The organism is Vibrio sp. Isolate32, assembly GCF_022397955.1.
Lineage (GTDB): Bacteria > Pseudomonadota > Gammaproteobacteria > Enterobacterales > Vibrionaceae > Vibrio.
Map to the genome: position 1 here is coordinate 1 of NZ_JAKEUQ010000024.1, position 16,061 is coordinate 16,061.

At 43.2% G+C, this 16,061-nt stretch carries 14 protein-coding genes and 2 pseudogenes; 4 read left to right on the top strand and 12 right to left on the bottom strand.

What is annotated here, in order from left to right; genetic code table 11:
• The 7 genes and pseudogenes from L1D11_RS16815 to L1D11_RS16845 all read right to left on the bottom strand — a co-directional run.
• Positions 1-1,054 (bottom strand): annotated as a pseudogene (locus L1D11_RS16815) (IS66 family transposase); the annotation flags it as partial.
• A 115-nt stretch (positions 1,055-1,169) separates the two neighbouring features.
• A complete protein-coding gene (gene tnpB / locus L1D11_RS16820) occupies positions 1,170-1,523 on the bottom strand; it encodes an IS66 family insertion sequence element accessory protein TnpB (RefSeq protein WP_239834681.1) in 354 nt (117 codons plus the stop codon).
• Positions 1,520-1,666, bottom strand: a pseudogene (locus L1D11_RS16825) (IS66 family insertion sequence element accessory protein TnpB); the annotation flags it as partial. The pseudogene L1D11_RS16825 and the gene tnpB, both read right to left, overlap by 4 nt.
• Before the next feature lie 103 nt (positions 1,667-1,769).
• On the bottom strand, positions 1,770-2,081 hold the full coding sequence (locus L1D11_RS16830; protein ID WP_239834336.1) for an IS66 family insertion sequence element accessory protein TnpB: 312 nt from the start codon (positions 2,079-2,081) through the stop codon (positions 1,770-1,772).
• Positions 2,082-2,185: 104 nt separating this feature from the next.
• Positions 2,186-2,434, bottom strand: a complete 249-nt coding sequence (locus L1D11_RS16835; protein WP_239834335.1) for a hypothetical protein — start codon at positions 2,432-2,434, stop codon at positions 2,186-2,188.
• A gap of 261 nt (positions 2,435-2,695) precedes the next feature.
• Entirely contained in the window at positions 2,696-3,118 is a 423-nt protein-coding gene (locus L1D11_RS16840; RefSeq protein WP_239834334.1) for a VOC family protein, read from the bottom strand.
• 628 nt (positions 3,119-3,746) lie between these two features.
• Positions 3,747-4,046 carry a hypothetical protein gene (locus tag L1D11_RS16845; RefSeq protein ID WP_004741582.1) on the bottom strand — a complete coding sequence of 100 codons (300 nt, stop codon included), beginning with the start codon at positions 4,044-4,046 and terminating at the stop codon, positions 3,747-3,749.
• A gap of 219 nt (positions 4,047-4,265) precedes the next feature.
• Between L1D11_RS16845 and L1D11_RS16850 the strand changes: the two genes are divergently transcribed.
• Positions 4,266-5,666 (top strand): PLP-dependent aminotransferase family protein, encoded by a 1,401-nt coding sequence (locus tag L1D11_RS16850; RefSeq protein ID WP_239834333.1) that lies wholly within the window; start codon positions 4,266-4,268, stop codon positions 5,664-5,666.
• Positions 5,667-5,804: 138 nt separating this feature from the next.
• Positions 5,805-6,011, top strand: a complete 207-nt coding sequence (locus L1D11_RS16855; protein ID WP_004734707.1) for a hypothetical protein — start codon at positions 5,805-5,807, stop codon at positions 6,009-6,011.
• A gap of 134 nt (positions 6,012-6,145) precedes the next feature.
• Here L1D11_RS16855 and asnS read toward each other — a convergent pair whose 3' ends face one another.
• A complete protein-coding gene (gene asnS, locus L1D11_RS16860) occupies positions 6,146-7,546 on the bottom strand; it encodes an asparagine--tRNA ligase (protein ID WP_086713119.1) in 1,401 nt (466 codons plus the stop codon).
• Positions 7,547-7,990: 444 nt separating this feature from the next.
• A complete protein-coding gene (locus tag L1D11_RS16865) occupies positions 7,991-9,613 on the bottom strand; it encodes a methyl-accepting chemotaxis protein (protein ID WP_239834332.1) in 1,623 nt (540 codons plus the stop codon).
• 746 nt (positions 9,614-10,359) lie between these two features.
• Here L1D11_RS16865 and L1D11_RS16870 point away from each other — a divergent pair.
• Entirely contained in the window at positions 10,360-11,502 is a 1,143-nt protein-coding gene (locus L1D11_RS16870; RefSeq protein WP_239832319.1) for an aromatic amino acid transport family protein, read from the top strand.
• A 102-nt stretch (positions 11,503-11,604) separates the two neighbouring features.
• Here the strand turns inward: L1D11_RS16870 and L1D11_RS16875 are convergent, their stop codons facing one another.
• The 3 genes from L1D11_RS16875 to L1D11_RS16885 form a co-directional block, all read right to left on the bottom strand.
• Positions 11,605-12,966 carry an L-serine ammonia-lyase gene (locus L1D11_RS16875; protein WP_239832290.1) on the bottom strand — a complete coding sequence of 454 codons (1,362 nt, stop codon included), beginning with the start codon at positions 12,964-12,966 and terminating at the stop codon, positions 11,605-11,607.
• 121 nt (positions 12,967-13,087) lie between these two features.
• Entirely contained in the window at positions 13,088-14,341 is a 1,254-nt protein-coding gene (locus L1D11_RS16880) for an aromatic amino acid transport family protein (RefSeq protein ID WP_239862634.1), read from the bottom strand.
• A 318-nt stretch (positions 14,342-14,659) separates the two neighbouring features.
• Positions 14,660-15,250 (bottom strand): CoA pyrophosphatase, encoded by a 591-nt coding sequence (locus L1D11_RS16885; RefSeq protein WP_239862636.1) that lies wholly within the window; start codon positions 15,248-15,250, stop codon positions 14,660-14,662.
• A gap of 267 nt (positions 15,251-15,517) precedes the next feature.
• Here L1D11_RS16885 and L1D11_RS16890 point away from each other — a divergent pair, with 267 nt between their 5' ends.
• Positions 15,518-16,060, top strand: a complete 543-nt coding sequence (locus L1D11_RS16890; protein ID WP_239862639.1) for a heme NO-binding domain-containing protein — start codon at positions 15,518-15,520, stop codon at positions 16,058-16,060.
• Position 16,061: the final 1 nt, after the last annotated feature.

A 16,061-nucleotide genomic window follows, 5' to 3' on the forward strand; every position in this document is an offset into this window, starting at 1 on the left:
TTTTAAGCGCGACTCTATCCCATAGAGCTTCTGGATTTTGGCTAGCGCTTTATCTGCTTTGCCTGACTTACCTTTACCTTGAAGCTTCTTAGCATCCATGAACTTACGCCGTGCATGCGCCAAGCAACCAACATTGGTTAAGTGATGAAGACCATCATAGGCACCATAGCCATCGGTTTGCAGATAACCACTGTAATCCCCCAAGAAGGCAACAGGGCATGCCCTCGCGCGACTGTTTTGATAGTCGTAAAAGGCGATATTCTTTACATTCGGCTGTGCAGTGTCGGGCGAGTCTGCGCCCGAGCAGTAGAGGCACATATAACACTGTTTATCTTCTTTGAGGACATAGAGCAGCGTTACATCCGCCTGAACCACCACTTGTAGAAGCAGGTGCTCTTTCAAGGCTGCATACAGCGGGGCGAACTTCTCACTGACTTGGATAATCCATCTCGCCATGGTGGTTCGTGACAGTTCGATACCCGACTGGGTAAACAATGACTCTTGGCGGTAAAGTGGCATCGCGTATTGATATTTGCCTAGGATGATGTTGGCCAACATCATCCTAGGCAAAGCTTTTAGGGATGATGCTTTGTGGCGCTGGCTTTTGAACGATACGGCTGTTGTCTTCCGTTTGCTCGCACTGACGACAAGCATATTTAGGACGAACATATTCCAATACTTTGAGTACGGCGGGTGTAAACTCTAGCTTTTCACTGCGGTCTTCACCGATTTTATGCAGACTATGTTGGCAGCAAGCGCACCGCTTTTCATGGTCGTCTAAATCGAGTTCGATAACTTCACGAGGCAAGGTCTTTGGAAGGGGCTTGCGTTTACCACGTTTCTTCGTTGTGGTGGTCACCGTGACCTCAACCTCTTCTTCCTTAGCGGCTTCACATTCCACTTCATTAAAGAGATCGCCTTGAGATTCATCGTAAGGCTTTAGCGCCTCCGAGCGTTTCGCGAACTGACGGTCAAAGGCAAGCTTGAGCTGTTCGAGTAGCGACTGGCGCTCTTGTTTCAATTGGGTTTCTGACGCCAACAGCGTTCTTACCATCGCTTGTAGCTCGGCAACATCTTGACTTTCTGGGTTGATATTTGGCGTCTTTTCATGGCATTTATTATACTAAAAGTATGCCGTTAACGCTTGGTATAACAGGCTTTATTATCGATTAAGTCATTATGAAATCGTTTATTCGCACGGGTTTATGGCCGATAATCGTGAAACCTGAAAGCAGTCTATCAAGCTCAAATTGAGTCAGGGTAAACACTTCATTTTTCTCTTTTGTAGGCCACTTATACTTGGCTTTTTCGAGGCGTTTGTACCAAAGCGCAAAGCCTGTTTTATCCCAGTACAACACCTTGATTTTGTCGCGCTGTTTTTTGGTTAACAGGAACAGTGCGCCACTTCCCAAAGGCAGGTCGGTGTCACTTTCGATAATCGCCGCGAGGCCATTGATGGACTTTCTAAAATCGACACTCTCACGATAGAGGTAAATCTCTGGAGCACTGAGCATGCGTTTCATGATAACGCACCGATGAGTGCAGCAAGATAGACCGCTGGCGTGCCTTGAGGAATGCTCAGCTCCACATCATTGATGAGAAGTGTCATGTTAGCCGTGGCTATTTGAGCTTGATACTTCATCGTCTTTTCAACGACCTCTGCTCGNGGTCGGTGTCACTTTCGATAATCGCCGCGAGGCCATTGATGGACTTTCTAAAATCGACACTCTCACGATAGAGGTAAATCTCTGGAGCACTGAGCATGCGTTTCATGATAACGCACCGATGAGTGCAGCAAGATAGACCGCTGGCGTGCCTTGAGGAATGCTCAGCTCCACATCATTGATGAGAAGTGTCATGTTAGCCGTGGCTATTTGAGCTTGATACTTCATCGTCTTTTCAACGACCTCTGCTCGTACAAAGCCTTGAGAGATATCTGCTTTTTTGAGTTGCTGGCGCTTAGCATAAAACGTCGAGGGATTGAGTTCATTAAGCTTACAACATGCAAGCGTTGACAATGAACTCGATTCAGACTGCTCGATGAGCGTTTGCCACTCTTGATTAGTGTGTCGTTTTGCCATTTCAAATCTCCTCATGGTCGGAGACTTGATCTTAATTCTTCGTGCTAGGTGATTAGAATGCGGGGTTTATGACGCGCTTACAGCATTGTTATATGCGTACTCATTTAGACTACTGAAATCACAATACGCACGTTCTCCGCTTTATCTTCCACTTCCAATAGAGTTCCTTCTGTCTTAGCATCCTTTAACGCATTTACTAAGGTTTCTAGTTGTTCACCGTTTTCGTCGAATTTAGACGATATATTCTGAGGTATTATATTCGCTACGACTTTGGCCAAACCAAGGGGAATAGACAAACTGTCTTGCAACTCACCTGAATCACAAGAATAGGTATCGATTTTTAATTTGCGCATATTGGGACTCTCACAGACCATATGGATTAACCAGAATACGTTACCTTTGAAATATATCTGTGAGCGAGGTTAAGGGTTTGAAACTGAGTTCAATCCCTCTCTGGCTCACTTTGGGGCATTCTCGATCTAGAAAATGCCACGGGTAAAAATTCAATCTGAGAAGTTTTAGGACATAACGATTTAGATCAATAGCCCTAAATTGTTTATACGAGATTAGAAGTATCTTGAAACCTTAAATGCTTTTTATGCGATTTTCGCAACTTACTCATACAAGTACATTTCATCTTCTACGTCAGACAAAAACTCTGTTAGTTCCCACTCGAAGCCAGCTTTGTCGAAAAAGTATACCCTTTTACGATATGTCTCTTCGGGAGCAAAAATACCCCTACTATAGCCTTGTTCAATCAGCCGCTCCTCTGTAGCTTCAAGATCATCCACAACCAAGCCAATATGGTTTAGACCATAGTTTTTATACGTTGTTTGAAAATTTTGGGGAACAAGTGAGTCTAGATGAGGCTCTTGAAGTGCAAAATAGCTTTGTTTGTTGCCCACATGAACCCAACGATGTCTTTCTGGAGATTTAACATCTTTTCGTACATTAAAGTCCGGAGCTACAATAACTAAAAATGCCAATGCAGCGTCTATATCTGGAACTGTAATATTTAAGTGCTCGATTCTTGTCATATTCAAATATATCCTTTTATCAATGATCTAAAGTATCAACTCAAAGTAGCCTAATACCTCAACTTAACTTGAGGTCAAGCAAAAATTTACGCCATCGCATAACATTTAGTAGGGCAAATTCACATTAACAGGAAGTGTATGAGCTTCGACTCTAAATCATAAAGGGGAACTTCTGTGTTGCGAAGTGCCAACTGTGAAGTGTGATCCCGCCCAAAAGCGATCAATCTTTATTGTAAATGATCAAACTTTATTGGAACTGAATAATCTTTATTGTCCTCCGATACGTATAACTGGGTCGTTAGTGATTTATTATATTTAGAAGTATCCATCGATAAGCCTTTGTTCTTGTTGACTTACATGAACCTTAGATTGATTGACGGATAAAGACACACGCACGATTAACATAGATGGCGCGAATGAGATCGGTAATTCTATCGATAGCTTTCGCGGATTGATGCAAGAAAGTGGTTAGTGTTGGATATTTGTTAGCTAGGTGGGAAATATTACAGCGTTATTATGAAGAGGTTTGAATAGCCTCGGTTGAGTCTCGAGGCCATTACGTCGATGAGGTTGCGATGAGAACTAAGAAGACTAGCTGCAACGTGACCTAACGATTATAAAAAGTTGACTACTTTTTAAGATTGATTTCAGCTTCAATAGAGCCAGTTTCAATTTCCGGGTGTGACGCTAGTTTGTCTGCTGCCCATTGGTTGATGTGTTTAAGAATTGCAGATACCGCGTGCTTTTCAGTAGGTGCTTGATCTTGGTCTACATCTAGCTTCTGCTTTGGATGTGAGCCTGTCGCATCTTCAGCAATATGGAGCCAATCCGGGTGCCAATAGTATGGCTGGCCACTCGGTGTTGTCCAACTATGAACACCGTTTGACTCTCCTTTATAACTTAACTGATCTGCTTCTATTTTTTTCATTGTTATCTCGCATGTTTTTGGGTTACATCAAATTATTGAGGCGTAAAGCGAATTTAGCTCTTACCTTGGATACAAACTTAGCAAAGCTTACAAAGTTATCTGTGAACCAATTCACACAATTATAGAAATTAGGTGCAATCATATGGATAGAAGCAATAGTTGATCACGTTAATGATAAGATCACCCGTCCACAGGAATTTATCTAGGTAGTACAATTAGATGGCGCGTTATGAAGAGCTTGCAAAGGATATTCGAACTCAGATCGCTAACAACACATGGCGTTCAGGAGAGAAGATCCCCTCTGTGCGCATGAGCTGTCGCAACTACAATGTCAGTAATAGTACTGTGCTACAAGCCTATCAGTTGCTAGAAAGCGAAGGTTGGATCATTGCCAAACCTCAGTCTGGATACTTTGTTGCTCCCAAGGTCGACGGTGTGGATTATGAGCCACCAGTAGCACGCGAGAAGCAGGCGATTAACGATCGCTTATTCGACTTCCTAAAATCCAGTTCTGCTGAAGGTATTGTTCCTTTTGGTTCCGCCTTCCCTGACCCAGATCTTTTTCCTTTACCCACCTTAACTCGAAACTTAGCCAGCGCCGGACGAAAAATGACGGGTGCCAGCGTGATTAATAACTTGCCACCAGGCAGCGAGTCATTAAGAAGGCAGATCGCCCAACGCTACTTGCAACAAGGTATCAGCGTTAACCATCAAGATATTGTGATTACGTCGGGTGCGATGGAAGCTCTGAACTTGAGCCTGCAAACTGTGACTCAATCTGACGACCATGTTGTGATTGAATCGCCGGCGTTTTATGGCGCTTTGCAAGCAGTAGAGAGGCTGGGGCTTAAGCCTATCGAAGTGGATGTTTGCCCAATTAATGGATTGAACATAGATCAGTTTGAAAACGCATTACAGAATAAAGATGTGAAAGCGTGTTGGCTGATGACGACTTTTCAAAACCCGACGGGAACCAGTTTGTCGGAACAGGCAAAGCGCCGTGTGGTAGAGATTGCAGAACAGCACGAAACCTACATTATTGAAGATGACGTGTATGGTGACCTTTACCATGAAGGCCACAAACCTAAGCCTCTGAAGGCTTTTGATAAAACGGATTCGGTTTTACTGTGTGGTTCCTATTCGAAAAGTCTCTGCCCAGGCTATCGAGTGGGGTGGGTGGTGAATGCTCGCTTCAATGATGCGATTCAGAAACTACAACTGCTTTCCACCCTCTCTAGTAGCGCGCCAGTTCAGCTTGGTGTTGCACACTTCTTAACTCATGAAAGCTACGATAATCACCTACGTAAGTTGCGTAAGAGCCTTTTGGAGCGAAAAGCACGGTTTATTGAAATTATTAAGCAGTACTTTCCACACTCTATCGAAATTGAAGAGCCCGCTGGTGGTTACTTCATCTGGATCCTCTTCAATTCTGGCTTCGACAGTCAGCAGCTTCATCAACTTGCGATTGCACAGGGGATTAGTGTCGCACCGGGTGATTTGTTTAGTGAGCAGGGGAGAGCTGACAATGCAATTCGTCTGAACTTCTCCTACGAACTCACTCAAGAGAGGGAACATGCTCTCGTGTTGCTCGGCAAACTCGCTCATCAGTTGGCGCATTAAGTGCAGACATAAACGCTAACTCACTCATAAAAAGCAACATAATGCGAACTGTACGGTTTTATTGTAGGGAAACTGTACGCCTAATTGACCAAAGAGTTGTGATTCAATAACGGTAGACCAAATATTGGAGATACCGTTATGTTGAAAATGACTATGGGAAATGAAGTTAAGCTGATTATCGTCGCGATTGTGTGTGCGCTTCTGCTTATTCTCGGCCACGTACTGCTGGCAAAAGCATTCGCTGATATGGCGTGGGCAGAATACACCACCGCTGCGATCCCGTTCGTTATGATGGCAATCTGCGGTCTCGCGATAAAATACGCTATCGACCAAGATGTTGATTAGCCTTTGAATAACGAGTCTCTGATGGTGGTATGCAGAAGCAGCCGTGTCTTGTTTTATTCCGAATATAAAAAAACCTCCGCAAATTGCGGAGGTTTTTATTTGTTCTTAACTTTTAAACTCGACTAAGGTTCGAATTAGAAGTTTGCAGAGCGCGGTGTACGTGGGAATGGAATCACGTCACGAACGTTGCCCATACCTGTTACGTAAGATACTAGACGCTCGAAACCAAGACCGAAACCAGCGTGTGGCACTGTGCCGTATTTACGTAGGTCGCGGTACCAGCTCATGTGCTCAGGGTCGATACCCATAGCAATCATACGCTCGTCTAGAATGTCTAGACGCTCTTCACGTTGTGCACCACCGATGATTTCACCGATGCCTGGTGCAAGTACGTCCATTGCTGCAACTGTTTTGCCGTCGTCGTTTAAGCGCATGTAGAAAGCTTTGATGTCTTTCGGGTAGTTCTTAACGATAACAGGCGCTTTAAAGTGCTCTTCAGCTAGGTAACGCTCATGCTCAGAAGACATGTCGATGCCCCACTCAACGTCAAACTCAAATTTCTTACCAGAGTCTAGTAGGATTTGGATTGCGTCAGTGTAGTCAACTTGTGCGAAGTCAGCGTCAACGAATTGCTCTAGACGAGTAATTGCTTGCTTGTCGATGCGAGAAGCGAAGAACTCAAGGTCGTCGCGGCGCTCTTCAAGAACAGCAGCGAAAACGTACTTAAGCATGTCTTCAGCCAGTTTCGCTACATCTTCAAGGTCTGCAAACGCAACTTCAGGCTCAACCATCCAGAATTCAGCAAGGTGGCGGCTTGTGTTTGAGTTTTCAGCACGGAACGTAGGACCGAACGTGTAAACCTTGCTTAGTGCACAAGCGTAAGCTTCAGCATTAAGTTGGCCAGATACTGTTAGGAACGTCTCTTTGCCGAAGAAATCTTCGTTGAAGTCTACGTCGCCTTTTTCAGTGCGTGGTAGGTTTTCCATGTCTAGCGTAGAAACGCGGAACATTTCACCAGCGCCTTCTGCATCAGATGCAGTGATAAGCGGAGCAGAAGTCCAGAAGAAGCCTTGCTCGTGGTAGAAACGATGAATCGCTTGAGATAGACAGTTACGTACACGTGCGACTGCGCCAATCACGTTTGTACGTGGGCGTAGGTGAGCAACTTCACGAAGGTATTCGATAGAGTGACGTGTCTTAGCCATTGGGTAAGTGTCAGCATCTTCAACCCAACCAACAACTTTAACGTCAGTTGCTGCTAGTTCGAAGTCTTGACCTTTCGCAGGAGACTCAACAATCTTACCCGTTACTTCAACAGAGCAGCCAGTTGTTAGCTTTAATACTTCGTTTTCGTAATTATTAAGATTATTAGGAACCACGGCCTGAATCGGGTCGAAACAAGAGCCGTCATAAATGGCAAGGAAAGAGATTCCAGCTTTGGAATCACGACGTGAACGGATCCAGCCGCGAACAGTTACTTCACTGTCTACCGCTAGCTTGCCGCCAAGTACGTCTGTTACAGGCGCGTAAGTCATGTTGATTTCATTCTCCATTGAGGGACAAATTCAACTCAAAGTCTCTGGCTTTACTGCAAATAAATATATATTTGCACAATAATTAACCGAAACATTAAGTTGTATAAACTTTTTAAATCGATTGAACATATTACCTGTCATACCGACAGCTTCAACCTTTATTCTTACTTGGTGAAAGAAATATTGTGTCTACTGAACACAAATACGATTGAGGGTGTGCTTTTTGTTCGATTTAACTATTTATTGGTTTGGTTTTTCGGATCAAGGCGGGAACTGCGCAAGTGCGAATCTGATATTCAAACATGCGATGTATCACAAGCATACAGACTTAACCGCAATTTCCATTACGCACTAATCATTGCCTAAGGTTCTTTGAAAGCCTGAAAACGATATTACTGTGAAGATAAAGCGCTCATTGTTGAGCGCTTTTTTGTTGTAGACGATCTATGACTTCTTCTTTGTACTTGACAAAGTAAACTGATTAATCAGTGATTCAAGGTGATCAGACAGCGCTTCTAAGTCGTTACTGATATTACGCGTCTCACCTGCTGATAGTGATGTTTCATTAGCATGTGAAGTGATGGTCTCGACTTTCTGCTGAACATCTTTGGTAGAATGGGTCGTGGATTGTGTCTGTTGCTGAATATTCTGCGCATGAGCAAGCACCTGTTTCATCTCTTCGACAACACCATTCATTTCAGCAGCGAGTGCGTCGATGTCACTTGAGCTCTGATGCGCTTGTTCACATACACGGTCAGCGGAAGTTAGTGATTCTTCGCTGCCTTGTTGGAATTGGTGGATGATCGATTCAATACTGCCAGTAGCTTCTGAGGTTCGAGAGGCGAGATGGCGAACCTCGTCAGCAACGACAGCAAAGCCTCGGCCTTGTTCACCCGCTCTTGCTGCTTCTATCGCCGCATTGAGTGCCAAAAGGTTGGTTTGATCGGCAATGCCACGAATTACACTCAATATTGAAGACACTTCGCCAGTTTGCTCATTGAGTGTGGTGATCTTGTATTTGACCTCTTCAATACTACTAACAAGGTTCTTTATCTCGCTGCTTGCTTCATGGGCTTGGTTCGCACTGTTACAGGCTACATCTGAAGTGTGATTGATCAGGTCAGATGCGGTTAGCGTTGCTTGCTCCACATTAATTTGTTGAGCTTGTATTCCTTCAATATTATTTTGAACTTCCGCCGTTTCATTTTGCTGGTCGCTGGCGGCTTGTTCAGTAATTTGTGCAACGCTCGTCAGTTGATTGGCGGACTCGTTCAGCTTATGAGAAGTATCTTGTACTTGTTCCAAACTGTTTGAGACGGTTCCCATGAATGAATTGATTGATTTGGCTAGAGTGCCAATTTCATCTTGGCTCTGTTCAGGCAAGCGGTTTGAAAGGTTTTTATCGCTGCTAACTTGAGTCATAAAGCGCGAGGTTTGCTGAAGCGGACGAACAATGATTTTACGAATCAGTCCCATCGTCAGCATAAAACCGGCAAAAGAGATCACCGCCATAATACCTATCGCAGCCATGGTCTGAGTGTTAATCAGTGAATTAACATGACTCAGATTGTACTCCAGTCGTATTGCGCCCAATACTTCGCCCTCTGACGCCATATGACAGGCTACACAATTGGTACCACGATAGTTTTCGCTCGATTTCATTGGCAGGGCGATCACTAACCCTTTACCCCATTCAGCAAAAAATGGCTCGATAACCGTTTCGCCTGACAAGGCTCTTTTATCAATTTCGTCAACGGGTGTTTGATTGTCATTTCCTGGACCATACAACTTACTTACTGCTTCGGCACGTAATACTCGAACGTCTTCAATGCCTTCTTGCGCTAATGCTTTCTGACGCAGCGTTTCTTTCTGTGCCATGGTGCCGGTCAGCATCATCATATTAAGGCTATCGAAATAGTTGCTCGCCTTATCATGAAGTTGTTCACTTAGAACGGAATTAACCAGTTGTTTTTGTTGGGAATATTGAAAGTAGGTGGATATTGCCAGTAAAAAGGTAAATACAATGGTAAGAGCGACTAGGATCTTGAAGGTTATTGTTGAGCGCATAGGTGTTTTTATTAATTCTGATGACGCAACTACTGTACTGGTAAGAGTCTTTACCACCTATGGGGTATATCGAATAGTGTGACCACACTCCGGTTATGGTTTTGTTTCTGTGATGTAGCGAGTTTGTGTGCTAACTGAGGTCTGATTGGAACATCTAAAGAGTAAAGATCCGGTTTGATAGTTTCGCGTAGCAAGTGAGTCGAAGCTAGCGCGCATAAAAGTACTATTTTGGATGGTCTAGTTGTATTAGTTAGCAAGTCTTCTATTAATAATGATTATTGTTTTTTGATGTTTGGTGGTTAATTAATGTCCAAACGCTTGTTTTGTTCAATTTAATAGCAAAAAATGTGGTTATAGCGTTGTGTTTCAGAGTTCATTCGATAATATGAAGTCACCTCTAATGATAGAGGAAGGGCAGCAACGGATACGCTGCTTTAAATAATATGGAATGTGACTTATTGATATTGGACACATACATGAAATTCAAGATTACATCACCGATCATCGAACCCACAGAAGGGTCACCACATCAGAACACAGCTTCTTCATCTGATCACACCTCTCTATACTCTCGCTTGTACTACTCGTTTTCTACTGCCTTTTCGCGATTTAACTCCGCTTATCGCTCCTATCGATATTCGTTTTAAAGCTTAACTTCTTTCGAATTTTATTTGCATCTTGGTTGATGACAGAGAACTACACCTATTAAAAACTAAATAAATAAGTTTAAGACAATGAATATTAAAATGATGGGTAGCTCCCTAATTATCGCTGGTACCGCTCTCGGTGCTGGTATGCTTGCAATCCCAATGGTATTAGCTCAATTCGGATTGCTTTACGGCACAATTCTAATGGTTCTGATCTGCTTCGGTACTACTTACGCTGCATTACTGCTTCTAGAAGCAACCATCAAAGCGGGTGGTGGCTTAGGATTAAACTCTATCGCTAGAAAGACACTAGGCAAACAAGGGCAACTAATCACCAATGGTCTGCTTTACGCGTTGCTGATTTGCTTGCTAATGGCTTACATCTTAGGCGCAGGTGACTTGTTGAGTAAGCTGTTGTCGAACTTCGATGTCGATATTACTTCAACAACGAGTCAAATCACTTTTACCTTGATTGCAGGCGCTGTTGTGGCGAGTGGCACAGGCGTGATTGATAAGCTCAACCGTGCGCTGTTCTTCGTGATGTTGGCAAGTTTGTTTGCAACGATGGCATTTTTAGCGCCAAGCATGACTCAAGATAACTTAATGCAGGTAACCAGTCACAATCACGTTGACCTAATCAAAACGAGTGCAATCTTGTTCACCAGCTTTGGCTTTATGGTCGTGATTCCAACTTTGGTTTCTTATAACCATGAAGCGACTGATAAGCAGCTTCGTAATATGGTAATTGTAGGCTCTCTTATTCCTCTAATGTGCTACCTATGTTGGTTGTTTGCTGTGGTAGGTAACTTGAGTGAAGAGCAGTTTAGAAGCTTCCACAATGTCTCTGATTTGATGGCTGCATTTGAAGCTCAATCGCCATGGGTTGGTACCGTGCTATCTATCTTCACAGGTTTGGCTCTGCTGACTTCGTTCTTTGGTGTGGCTATGTCGCTATTCAACCAAAACCGAGATATGTTCAACCAAAATACGGTGGTGACTTACTGCATTAGCTTTATCCTGCCATTGGCGGGTTCACTGCTGGCTGCGGATAAGTTTCTACAAGTGCTGAACTATGCTGGCATCATCCTGGTGTTCTTGGCGGTATTCGTTCCTCTGGTAATGGTTCACAAGCAACGCTTTATGAAATTAGCAGAAGACAGATACAGTGCGGAAGGTGGTAAACCAATGTTATTGTTCTCGTTGTTGTTTGGATGCTTCTTAATTATCTCTCAAGTGATTTAACCAATCGATTCAGTTGCTGTGACTGTTAGCTACTGGTATTGAGATATAAAAAAGGAACGCGTATGCGTTCCTTTTTTTTGTTTGTTTGTTAGCGAGAGTCGATTAACAAACAACCTTAACAGCCAAACCACCTTGAGATGTCTCACGGTATTTAGCGTTCATGTCTTTACCTGTTTCTAGCATTGTTTCGATAACTTTATCTAGAGAAACAGTAGGAGCAGAAGAACGACGAAGTGCCATACGAGTTGAGTTGATTGCTTTTACAGCAGCAATACCGTTACGCTCGATACATGGTACTTGTACTTGGCCAGCAACTGGGTCACATGTTAGTCCTAGGTTGTGCTCCATTGCAATTTCCGCAGCCATACATACTTGCTCAGGGCTACCACCCATAAGCTCAGCAAGACCAGCCGCAGCCATAGAACATGCCACGCCAACTTCACCCTGACAGCCAACCTCTGCACCAGAGATAGAAGCGTTACGCTTGTAAAGACCTCCGATAGCGCCAGAAGCCGCGAAGTAACGGATGTAGTCTTTCTCAGTCACAGTTTGGATGAACTTATCGTAGTAAGCTAAAACAGCAGGGATGATGCCACATGCGCCGTTTGTTGGTGCAGTAACTACACGACCGCCAGCTGCGTTCTCTTCGTTTACTGCGAATGCGAACATGTTTACCCAGTCAACAACAGACATTGGATCGTTTGTTGTTTTTTCTGAAGTCATTAACTGTTGGCGAAGTGCAGCAGCACGGCGAGGTACACGTAGTGGACCAGGCAGGATACCTTCAGTATTCATACCGCGATCCATACACTCACGCATTGTTTTCCAAATGTTTGCAAAGTAAGTACGAGACTCTTCGTCAGAGTGGAAAGCTGCTTGGTTTTTCATAACCAGAGTGCTGATAGAAAGACCGCTGTCTTTACACTGATTAACTAACTCTTCTGCTGTTGTGAATTCGTAAGGTGCTTTGATTGGGTTTTCTTCTTCTTTGCCGAAGTTCTCTTCGTCAACGATGAAACCCCCACCGATTGAGTAGTAAGTTTTTGAGTATGCAACTTTGTCGTCAATCCACGCGTGGATGCTCATGCCGTTCTCGTGCAGAGAAAGGTTGCTAGTATGGAAGTTCATACCACCATCGCGAGGGAACGAAACTGTGTGACAGTGCATGCCAACAGGAAGGCGTTCAGTTTCTTCTACGCGAGCGATAAAGCCTGGAATAGAATCGATATCCACACGCTCAGGAGTATTGCCAGCAAGACCCATGATGATTGCGATATCTGTGTGGTGACCTTTCCCTGTCAGTGATAGTGATCCATATACGTCCACGGTGATTTTAGTGATGTCGCGCAATTTTCCCATTGAACGTAGGTCATCAATAAATTCTTTACCCGCTTTCATTGGTCCAACTGTGTGCGAGCTCGATGGACCAACACCGATTTTATAGATATCAAATACACTAATCATAGCGATTACCTCAAAAAGAGAGCCTCCCAAGGGGAGTCGGGAGGCTCATTTATTATCATTATATTTTGTGTCTAATCTCGCGATATAAGATGAAAGGCATCTTATAAAAGCTGCTTATAGATTAAAGAGCGCCGTAGATTACAGAACTAATAGCCGCTAGACCACATAAAGCTGTAAAGATTTGTACAGGTGCTGAAGTTTTGTACTTAGCCATTGCTGGTACTTTGTTCATCGCGAATACAGGCATTAGGAACAGGATAGCTGCAATCATTGGAGCACCCATTGTTTCAATCATACCTAGGATGCTTGGGTTAACTACCGCAACAATCCAAGTAGTCACAACGATGAACGCTAGAGATACTTTTTCGATAGTGCTTACTGAAGAACCAGAGCGAGACTTAATTAGACCAACAAGACCTTCGTGAGCACCTAGGAAGTGACCGAAGTAGCTAGAAGTAATCGCTGCGAACGCTACAAGAGGACCCATGTAAGAGATAAGTGGAGACTCGTGAACGTTAGCTAGGTAAGAAAGTACAGAGATGTTCTGTGCTTGTGCATTCGCTAGTTGCTCTGGAGATAGAGAAAGTACAACAGAGAATACGAAGAACATTACAAAGCCCATTAGCATCATCGCTGCGCCGCCAGTGATAGCATCAGTTTTCTTAACTGCGTTTTCACCGTACACACGACGTTGCTCTTTAGAGAACTGAGAGATGATTGGGCTGTGGTTGAAAGAGAACACGATGATTGGAATTGCAAGCCAGATAACAGAAGGCATTGTTGACCATTCAGGCGTTACTTCCATCATTGAAGTGTTCCAATCAGGAACTAGGTAGAAAGACAGTGCTAGTAGGATGAATACTAGTGGGTAAACCATTGCTGAAGTTGCTTTCAACATTAGATCTTTACCGAATACAACACCTGCTGTCATTGTAAGGATAAGTGCACCAGAAAGAAGAGGACGTGGAATAGATTCCATACCCATTTGGTTTACTAGGAAAGAATCAACAGTGTTTGTGATACCAACACCGTAAATTAGAACGATTGGGTAGATAGCGAAAAAGTAAGCGAAAGTAATAAGGTTTGCGCCAGTCTTACCGAAGTGTTCTTCTACTGTATCTGTAATGTCAGCTTCAGGGTTTTTTGCAGACAGTACGAAACGTGCTAGAGATTTGTGTGCGAACCAAGTCATTGGTGCAGCAATAAGAGCTAGGATAACTAATGGCCAAAAACCACCTGCACCAGCTTTAATCGGAAGGAATAGTACACCAGCACCAACTGCTGTACCGAATAGTGATAAACACCAGGTAAAATCTTTATAGTTAAACTTGCTCGAGTCTTTTACGGCATTTGCCGAAGAAGTTGTTGTGTTCATGTTAAATTACTCATTTTTTGGGAACAGGAAATAAGTCGGGGCTAATTTTGCAGAATTTTCGTCGGCAAAAAATAGATCTAAATCATGTAATGAAACGGCGTGTCACATGATATGCGAAAAACGGATTTTTGATCACGAAAATGGCGTACTACATGTGATTTATGTTCATGCCTGGCATTAGTTTTTTTTATCTGAAAGGGGTGCTTGTACAGAATTATATCAAGTAAACGATTGCGTAAAATGGCATTAATAAATCTGTTCCATACAAAGCTTGTTGTTTGTTAACAGAGATTAAACAAAATGTAGTTTCTATGCAATTTATTGCACTACGTGCTGCTGCAGTGATTGGATGATTTGTGCTGTGACGCCCCATATTAGGTGCTCTTCGAAGGGCATCGCGAAAACACGATGTTTGATTTTCATGAAGTTAACAGTGTGGCTGTACAATTTAGCTTGGTCCAAAACATAGGTAGCCGGAACCTCAAAAATGGAAGCGACTTCGTTCTGATCAATGATGGGTTTATAGTCTGGGTCAACTAATGCGACAATCGGCGTAACAGAAAATTTACTAATAGTACTCAAGACAGGTAATTGCCCAACAATTTTAACTTGATCCGATCGAATTCCTACCTCTTCTTGAAGCTCTCTAAGTGCAGTGAATTGCATAGATGGGTCAGAGAGCTCATGTTTACCCCCTGGAAAGCTAACTTGGCCCGGGTGATGTTTTAAATGTGCTGCTCTTTTAGTAAAAATGACATGTAAACCGTCCTCTCTTTCAACTAAACCGACAACGACTGCCGCCTTACGAAGCTCTTCTCCGCTGATGTGAGAAACACGCTCTACAGACTCAGGGTGGTAGCCAACTGCTGGGTTAAGTTGAAACTGTTGAAGGAAGTTATCTCGGTTCATACCATTCCAATATATTGATTATTATGCCTTTAAGTATAGGCACAACCTTTCTCATAATGCCAACCTAAGAGGTAAGCACCATCGAGGCTATCGGTTAGCTAGAGCGCCCAGTATTGTTGGTTTTTGCTATATTTGAAGTGAGCATCTAGATGAGTATCCGTTATTAATGTCATAAAATAAGCTGCGAATCCCAACTTTTTTGATTAAGAATTTGATAACAAAGACTTAGTAGACCATTCTAAAAAGAAACAAAAGATAAGGTATGAGATGAAAGGAATCATATTCACCGAATTTTTAGAGCTTGTTGAAGATAAGTTCGGTTTAGAGCTTTTGGAAGAAGTGCTAGAAATGTCGGAAGATGAGGGGATCTACACATCGGTTGGTAGTTATGACCATAAAGATCTGGTGAAGCTCATCATTAACCTAAGTAAGAAAACAGACATCGACGCTGCCAGCTTGCAACGAGTGTTTGGCCAATCGGTATTTAAAAACCTTTTGGCTTCAATTCCTAATAAAGCGAGTCTTAAACATAGCAACACGACATTTCAATTTATTCAGCACGTTGAGCGATACATTCATGTTGAAGTGAAAAAGCTCTATCCAGATGCTGAGCCACCTGAGTTTAGTTTTATCACTACGACAGAAGCCCAGCTTGTTTTCGATTATAAAAGCGCGAGATGCATGTCAAATGTCTGCTTAGGGCTAATTGAAGGCTGTGCCGAATACCACGGAGAATCGATCGCGGTGGAATTGACGCCTCAGAATGATGACCAAAGTGTGGTTCGATTTAATCTCAAAGTAGTAAAGTAAT

What these genes read in the sequence shown, in the direction of transcription:
- L1D11_RS16830 (WP_239834336.1), bottom strand. Translation starts at nt 2,081, where the DNA reads ATGGCAAAACGACACACTAATCAAGAGTGGCAAACGCTCATCGAGCAG.
- L1D11_RS16890 (WP_239862639.1), top strand. Translation starts at nt 15,518, where the DNA reads ATGAAAGGAATCATATTCACCGAATTTTTAGAGCTTGTTGAAGATAAG.
- L1D11_RS16840 (WP_239834334.1), bottom strand. Translation starts at nt 3,118, where the DNA reads ATGACAAGAATCGAGCACTTAAATATTACAGTTCCAGATATAGACGCT.
- L1D11_RS16875 (WP_239832290.1), bottom strand. Translation starts at nt 12,966, where the DNA reads ATGATTAGTGTATTTGATATCTATAAAATCGGTGTTGGTCCATCGAGC.
- tnpB (WP_239834681.1), bottom strand. Translation starts at nt 1,523, where the DNA reads ATGAAACGCATGCTCAGTGCTCCAGAGATTTACCTCTATCGTGAGAGT.
- L1D11_RS16865 (WP_239834332.1), bottom strand. Translation starts at nt 9,613, where the DNA reads ATGCGCTCAACAATAACCTTCAAGATCCTAGTCGCTCTTACCATTGTA.
- L1D11_RS16845 (WP_004741582.1), bottom strand. Translation starts at nt 4,046, where the DNA reads ATGAAAAAAATAGAAGCAGATCAGTTAAGTTATAAAGGAGAGTCAAAC.
- L1D11_RS16835 (WP_239834335.1), bottom strand. Translation starts at nt 2,434, where the DNA reads ATGCGCAAATTAAAAATCGATACCTATTCTTGTGATTCAGGTGAGTTG.
- L1D11_RS16885 (WP_239862636.1), bottom strand. Translation starts at nt 15,250, where the DNA reads ATGAACCGAGATAACTTCCTTCAACAGTTTCAACTTAACCCAGCAGTT.
- L1D11_RS16870 (WP_239832319.1), top strand. Translation starts at nt 10,360, where the DNA reads ATGATGGGTAGCTCCCTAATTATCGCTGGTACCGCTCTCGGTGCTGGT.
- asnS (WP_086713119.1), bottom strand. Translation starts at nt 7,546, where the DNA reads ATGACTTACGCGCCTGTAACAGACGTACTTGGCGGCAAGCTAGCGGTA.
- L1D11_RS16880 (WP_239862634.1), bottom strand. Translation starts at nt 14,341, where the DNA reads ATGAACACAACAACTTCTTCGGCAAATGCCGTAAAAGACTCGAGCAAG.
- L1D11_RS16855 (WP_004734707.1), top strand. Translation starts at nt 5,805, where the DNA reads ATGTTGAAAATGACTATGGGAAATGAAGTTAAGCTGATTATCGTCGCG.
- L1D11_RS16850 (WP_239834333.1), top strand. Translation starts at nt 4,266, where the DNA reads ATGGCGCGTTATGAAGAGCTTGCAAAGGATATTCGAACTCAGATCGCT.